The organism is Actinomadura sp. 7K507 (genome assembly GCF_004348425.1).
Taxonomy (GTDB): domain Bacteria; phylum Actinomycetota; class Actinomycetes; order Streptosporangiales; family Streptosporangiaceae; genus Spirillospora.
Genome location: NZ_SMKK01000109.1, coordinates 23,006 through 29,684, shown reverse-complemented (window position 1 = coordinate 29,684; position 6,679 = coordinate 23,006). Strand labels below are relative to the sequence as shown.

General features: G+C 71.2%; 6 protein-coding genes. 4 read left to right on the top strand and 2 right to left on the bottom strand.

Translation table 11 applies throughout. From position 1 onward, the window contains the following. Positions 1–27 precede the first annotated feature (27 nt). Positions 28–1,035, top strand: a complete 1,008-nt coding sequence (locus E1285_RS23980; RefSeq protein ID WP_132155747.1) for a DctP family TRAP transporter solute-binding subunit — start codon at positions 28–30, stop codon at positions 1,033–1,035. 89 nt (positions 1,036–1,124) lie between these two features. Further along, complete coding sequence (locus E1285_RS23975; protein WP_132155745.1) at positions 1,125–2,972, top strand: sugar phosphate isomerase/epimerase and 4-hydroxyphenylpyruvate domain-containing protein; 1,848 nt, start codon at positions 1,125–1,127, stop codon at positions 2,970–2,972. A gap of 24 nt (positions 2,973–2,996) precedes the next feature. On the opposite strand, the gene E1285_RS23970 is transcribed toward E1285_RS23975, so the two are convergent. Further along, complete coding sequence (locus E1285_RS23970; RefSeq protein WP_207946770.1) at positions 2,997–3,749, bottom strand: hypothetical protein; 753 nt, start codon at positions 3,747–3,749, stop codon at positions 2,997–2,999. A gap of 63 nt (positions 3,750–3,812) precedes the next feature. Here E1285_RS23970 and E1285_RS23965 point away from each other — a divergent pair, with 63 nt between their 5' ends. Further along, positions 3,813–4,409: a DUF1707 domain-containing protein gene (locus E1285_RS23965; protein ID WP_132155743.1), complete on the top strand. Its 597-nt coding sequence runs from the start codon at positions 3,813–3,815 to the stop codon at positions 4,407–4,409. Here E1285_RS23965 and E1285_RS23960 read toward each other — a convergent pair. Beyond that, entirely contained in the window at positions 4,406–5,965 is a 1,560-nt protein-coding gene (locus E1285_RS23960; RefSeq protein ID WP_132155740.1) for an FAD-binding oxidoreductase, read from the bottom strand. The two genes, E1285_RS23965 and E1285_RS23960, sit on opposite strands and share 4 nt — an antisense overlap. Positions 5,966–6,019: 54 nt before the next feature. Between E1285_RS23960 and E1285_RS47535 the strand changes: the two genes are divergently transcribed. After that, entirely contained in the window at positions 6,020–6,670 is a 651-nt protein-coding gene (locus E1285_RS47535; protein WP_243723004.1) for a hypothetical protein, read from the top strand. Positions 6,671–6,679 lie beyond the last annotated feature (9 nt).

Sequence of the window (6,679 nt, the reverse complement as noted above, 5' to 3'; positions counted from 1 at the left end):
CCCCCACCCCCGTGAGGAGCAAGGCAGATGCCGAAAACCCCCCACAAAGCACTGCTGGCACTGACCACCGCGGCCGTTCTGGCGACCGGCTGCAGCGCGATGAACAGCGGAGACGACGGAGGCGAGGTCACCCTGTCCTTCGCCAACAGCTACACCGACAACCATCCGCACACCCGCTGCGGAATCAAGGCCGTCGCCGACGCGGTCAACGGCCAGGACCTCGGAGTGAAGATCGAGACGTTCTCCAACAGCCAGCTCGGCAACGACGACACCCGCTACACCTCCGTCAGGTCCGGCGACCTCGACATGGACGTGCAGGGCTCGTCCGCGCTGGCCGGGAGCTACGCCCCCATCGGCGTCCTCGACATGGCCTACGCGTTCAACGGCCCCGACCACCTGTTCACCTTCTTCGACGGGCAGGAGGGCGACGGCCTGAAGACGGAGTTCGCCAAGGCCACCGGCACCCGCGTGCTGGACGTCTGGTACTTCGGGATGCGGCACTTCACCGCCAACAAGGCGATCCGCAAGCCCGAGGACCTCAAGGGCCTGCGGATGCGGTTCCCCGACTCCAAGATCTACCTGGAGAACGCCAAGGCGGTCGGCGCCACGCCCACCGCGGTCGCGTTCGAGGAGCTGTACCTCAGCCTCCAGCGCAAGACCATCGACGGGCAGGAGAACCCGATCCCGACGATCGCGGAGAAGAGCCTCGAAGAGGTCCAGACCCACGTCAGCCTCACCGGCCACCAGACCGGCTCCCAGCTGATCGTCATCAACGAGGAAAGCTGGAAGAAGCTCTCGTCCGAGCAGCAGACGGCCGTCCAGAAGGCCGTCTCGGACACCCGCGCCGCCAACCGCAAGTGCATCGAGCAGGACGAGGCGAAGATCGTCGCCGAGTGGAAGGCCAAGGGCGAGCCCACGATCGTCGACGACGTCGACATCAAGGCGTTCTCCGAGAAGGCCAGGGCGTACTTCGACGAGAACCTCGAAGGCGAGCAGGCCGAGCTGTTCAAGTCGATCCGCTCCACCGCCCCCTGACCGTGCCCGCGCCCGGCTCGCCGCGACCCGCCGTCCGGCGGGCCGGGCCCGGTCTCGAACCGGCTGACCTGGGAATGGAAGGGAACACCATGCGACGCTCGATCGCCACGGTGTGCCTGTCAGGCACGCTGGAGGACAAGCTGAGCGCGGCCGCCGCCGCGGGATTCGACGGCGTCGAGATCTTCGAGAACGACCTTCTCGCCTCCCCGCTCAGTCCCGCACAGGTCGCCGAACGCTGCGCCGGCCTCGGCCTGACCGTCGATCTCTACCAGCCCTTCCGCGACTTCGAGGCCGTCCCGGAGGAACTGCACCGGCGCAACCTCCGCAGGGCCCGGCACAAGTTCGAGTTGGCGCGGCGGCTCGGCGCCGGCACCGTCCTGGTGTGCTCGTCGGTCGCGCCCGAGGCGGTCGACGACGACGCCTTGGCCGCCGCGCAGTTGCACGCCCTCGCCGACCTCGCCGCCGAACACGGGCTGCGCGTCGCCTACGAGGCGCTGGCCTGGGGAAAGTTCGTCCGGACATGGGAGCGTTCGGCGGACCTCGTCCTGCGCGCCGACCACCCCGCCCTGGGCCTGTGCCTCGACAGCTTCCACGTGCTGTCACTCGGCGGCGACATCGCGGGCATCACGGAGTTCCCCGCCGAGAAGCTCTTCTTCCTCCAGCTCGCCGACGCCCCGCACCTGCGCATGGACGTCCTCCAGTGGAGCCGCCACCACCGGCTCTTCCCGGGGCAGGGCTCCTTCGACCTCGTCGGCTTCACCTCGCGGGTGCTCGCGGCCGGGTACCCGGGCCCGCTGTCGCTGGAGGTGTTCAACGACGTCTTCCGGCAGGCGGACCCCGACCGCGCGGCCGTCGACGCGATGCGCTCCCTGACCGTCCTTGAGGAGGGACTCGTCCGCGCCGCCCCGGGGACGGCGACCCACCGGGTTCCGCCGCCCGCACCCGCGCCGGAAGGCTTCGCCTTCGTGGAGTTGGCGGTCGACGCCGAATCCGGCACCGAGGTGGCCCGGACCCTGGCCGCCACCGGGTTCGCCCACATCGGCCAGCACCGATCCAAGCCGGTGCAGCTCTGGCAGCAGGGCGACGCCCGCGTCCTGCTCAACACCACCGGCTCGGCCCGCGCCGCCATCGGAGCGTTCGCCGTCGAGACCGACGACCCCGAACGCTCGGCGCGGCGCGCCACCGCGCTGCTGGCCCCCGTCCTGCCCCGGACCCGCGGCGCGGCCGAAGCCGACCTGACCTCGGTCGCCGCCCCCGACGGCACCGCCGTCTTCTTCTGCCGGACCGGCGCCGCGGACGGCTGGCTCGGCGACTTCATCCTCTCCGGCGCACCAGGCCCCGACCGGACCGGCGTCAGCGTGATCGACCACCTCGCCCTGTCGCAGCCCTTCGACGCCTTCGACGAGGCGACCCTGTTCTACCGCTCCCTGTTCGGCCTCGCACCCGAGCACGACGCCGAGCTCGCCGCGCCGTTCGGGCTCGTCCGCAGCCGCGCCGTCACCGACCCCGGCCGCAGGCTGCGCCTCCTGCTCGACGGCACCGTGCTCCGCCGCGGCGCCTGGGCCCCGGCCGTCCCCGACCCCCAGCACGTGGCGTTCTCGACGGACGACATCTTCCGCACCGCGCGGGCCCTGCGTGATCGCGGCGCCCCGATCCTGGACGTCCCCGGCAACTACTACGACGACCTGGACGCCCGTCTCGCGCCCGACCCCGACCTGCTCGCCGCCCTGCGCGAGCACAACGTCTTCTACGACCGGGACGGCGACGCCGAGTACTTCCACCTCTGCACGGAGATCCTGGGATCGCGGGTGTTCTTCGAGATCGTCCAGCGCTCTTCCGGCTACACCGGCTACGGCACGGCCAACACGCCCGTCCGCATGGCCGCCCACCGCGCCGCCCACTCCAGGAACCACATCGCCCGCACAGCCAGGGAATGAGAACCTTTTCATCCGGCTTTCATGTCAACGGAGGCGCACGACGACGCGACCCGACTCGGGATCGCGCCCGAAGACCACAATGCGGGCGAGGACGGCGAGGGCCAGCAGGCACGCCCCCATCTCCATGCCCTCCTCGAGACTCGTGCCGAGCGCGTAGAGCACGTCGGCGCCCTGCCTGTTCAGCCATCCGTTGACGGCTTCCACGCCGAGCGCGCCCGAGATGTAGACGGCCAGTGCCGAAAGCAGCCCGACGCGCTGGTCGCGCGGCAGACCGCGCGCCCACACCACCGCCGCCGCCACGCCGGCCAGGGCCATCACCGCGCCCGGCAGCACCCACGCGAACGTCGGCAGGGACACGCCGAGGCCGTTCGCCCACTGCTCGCCGGGCCCGGCGAGCCGCTCGTGGACCTGGACCGTCTCGTCGATGCTTAGCCATGCCGTGGCCGCGGCGAGCGAGAGCCACGACAGCCGTCCCGGCCTGGCCCCCGGACCGGTGAGCAGCGCCGCGAGGACCGCCATGCCCGCCACCGACAGCAGCAGCGTGCTGTTCCACCACGTCGCGACGTTGCTCTCCGAACCGACGTTGAACAGCCTCCTGAGGGCGGGAATCGGCTCGACGTACTCGTGGTAGGCGCGGAGGGCGAAATCCACGACGAGCAGCAGCGCGGTGGCGGCGACGGCGGCCAGCAACGGTCCCCGCAGGGACGGCGGCCGGACCGCCGCGGCCGGTGCCCGGCTCTCGGCACCCATCGGCAGAGTGGCGTTTCCAGAGATCATGGCCGCGAAGGTAAAGACCACAGATGAGAAACTGTGCCAGCACCTCGCCGCCAAGGAGGACGGATGCCGGCAGACCCGCCCAGACCGCCCGCGCAGCGCGCATCCGACGCCGACCGCGATCGGGTCATCGAACTGCTGCGGGCCGCCGTCGCCGACGGCCGCCTCGACCCTGCCGAGTTCGACGAACGGCTGGACGCGGCCCTGGCCGCCCGCACCATCGACGCGCTGAACCCCCTCGTCGCCGACCTGATCGCGGCACCGGGCGGCGGCGCACTCACGCCCCCGTTCGCCGGGACGCCGTCCGAGCCGGCCCCCGAACGGCTCACCATCAAAGAGCGCCACGGCACGGTGCGCCGTGAAGGCCGGTGGACGCTGCCGCACCGGCTGAGGCTGCGCACCGCGTGGTCCGACGTGACGCTGGACCTGACCAACGCCGTGCGCAGCGCACCCGAACTGGTCATCGACCTGCGGGTGAGCGGCGGCAACGTAGAACTGGTCCTCGCGCCGGACATGGTGGTGGACGCCAACGACCTGTCGGTGCGGCACGGCTCCCTGGAGATCAGCACCGACGCGGGCGACGGCACACCGGCGACGCTGCACGTCCACTTGGCGGGCCGGATGCGGCACGGCCGGGTCGCCACCCGCTGGCAGCCGCGCTAGGGGACCAGGACGCCGGGGTTCAGGATGCCGGACGGGTCCAGGGCGGACTTGGTCGCGGTCAGCGCGGCGGCGAACGGGTCGGGGCGCTGCCGGTCGTACCAGGGCCGGTGATCGCGCCCGACCGCGTGATGGTGGGTGATCGTGCCGCCGTTCGCCGCCATCGCCTCCGACACGGCCGCCTTGATCTCGTCCCACTGCGCGACGGTGCTGCCCCAGCGGCCGGACGCGTAGACGCCGAAGTAGGGTGCAGGCCCATCCGGGTAGACGTGCGTGAACCGGCAGGTCACCACACCGTCCGCCGCGACCTCGCGCAATGCCCGCCGCGCCGCCTCGGTGACGGCACCGTGCAGTTCCTCGAACCGGTCCCAGGTGCACGCGGTCTCGAACGTCTCGGCGATCATCGAATGCCTGGCCAGCGCGTCCCGTTGATAGGGCATCCGCAGGAACGACGACCGCCAGGTGTCTCCCGTACTCTCCCCACCGGCCTCGTCCCGGACCTCGCCACCGTGGTCACGGCACAGCTCCAGGGCCCGCCCCAGCGACGCCTCCACGGGATGGTCGGCGGACTCGAACGCGAGCAGCAGCACACCGCCCTCCACGGCGACCCCCGTGTTGATCAACGCTTCCGAGGCGTCCAGCAGCCGGCAGTTCGCCGGATACAGCCCGCTCTGCGCGACGGCCCGGGTCGCCGCCACCGCCGCGCCGTAGTCGGCGAACCGCACCGACGCCTTGGCCCGCCATCGCGGACGCTCCTGCACCCGCATCCAGGCCTCCGTGATGATCCCGAGGATGCCCTCACTACCGAGAAAGAGCCGGTCAGGGGACGGTCCGGCACCGGACCCCGGCAGCCGCCGTGATTCGCTCACCCCACTGGGCGTGACGACACGCATCGACTCGACCATGTCGTCGATGTGGGTGTAGAGCGTCGCGTAGTGCCCACCGGACCGCGTGGCGAGCCAGCCGCCCAGCGTGGAGAACTCGAACGACTGCGGAAAGTGCCGCAGCGTCAGCCCATGCGGCCGGAGCTGCTCCTCTAGACGCGGCCCGAACACACCCGCCTGGATCCGAGCGGCCCGGCTAACCGGGTCGATCTCCACCACCCGGTCCAACCGCTCAAGATCGACGGTGACCACCGGCCGGTCATCGAAGCGCGGCTCGACGCCCCCGACCACCGAACTGCCACCGCCGTAGGGAATGACGGCGATCCCGTCCCGCCCGCACCAGTCGAGCAGGTCGACAAGGTCACGCTCGTCACGAGGCCGGGCGACCAGATCCGGCACATGCCGCAGATCCCCGTGCAGGTTGCGCACCACGTCCCGAAACGCCTTCCCATGCGCGTGCGCAGCACGGTCGGCCACATCATCGGAACACAGCCCGGCAAGCGCCTCCGGCGCCCGAACCCGGGGCCTGGGCAGCCCGAGCGCATCGACCCCCGGCGCCTCATGCCCGACCAGCTCACCGGACGTCAGCGCCCGCACCCGCGAGAGCAGCGCATCCAGCTCCTCGCCCCGCACCGCGTCCTCGACGTTCCCCCATCCCCACCACGACCGCCCCATCACCACTCCTTCACTACATTTCCGGGTCGTGGGCAGCCTGCCATGCTGGTTGGGGTGAGCGTCCTGCTGGAGATCCTTGACGAGATCATCGCGCGTGTCCTCGCCTCGCACCGGGAACCGGGCCCTTCGCATCACCTGGTCGACGAGGGTTTCATCGGCGAACTGCGGGACCACGCAGACCGGGTGCGACGAGGCGACCTGAGCCGGGCACCCGAACTGCGGGTGCTGTTCCTGCCGACCGGGCCGCTGGGGGACATCGCCGCCGGCGACGGCTGGCCCGACCGTTACCTGGAGTTGGCGGCGCGTTTCGACTCCGCACTGGAGGATCCGGCCCTCCGGGGCGAACCGCCGGAGGCTCCCGCGTGCCCTGGATGTCGGCGCCGACTCGAACGCCGTACCCTTCGGCGCAGCGAAAAGACGTGGGGCGGTGGGCGGCCGGAGCGGCCGGAACTGTGGTGGAACTGCCCGCAGTGCGACTGGCTGGGATTCCAGCGAGACGAGGGTGGGCGGCTGCGGCCGATGCGGCGCATGCAGGGCGACTGGGCGGACTGCGACTTCTGCGGCTCGGAGGAGAGCAACATCGTCAGCGAGACCTGGCAGGAACCGGACGGCGAACTACGCGACTGGGTGGTGTGCCTGGCTTGCGCGCGGAGCAATCCCCGCAGGGTCAGACGTGACGGCACGGACGACGGCCGAGGAGAGTGAGAAGTGCCG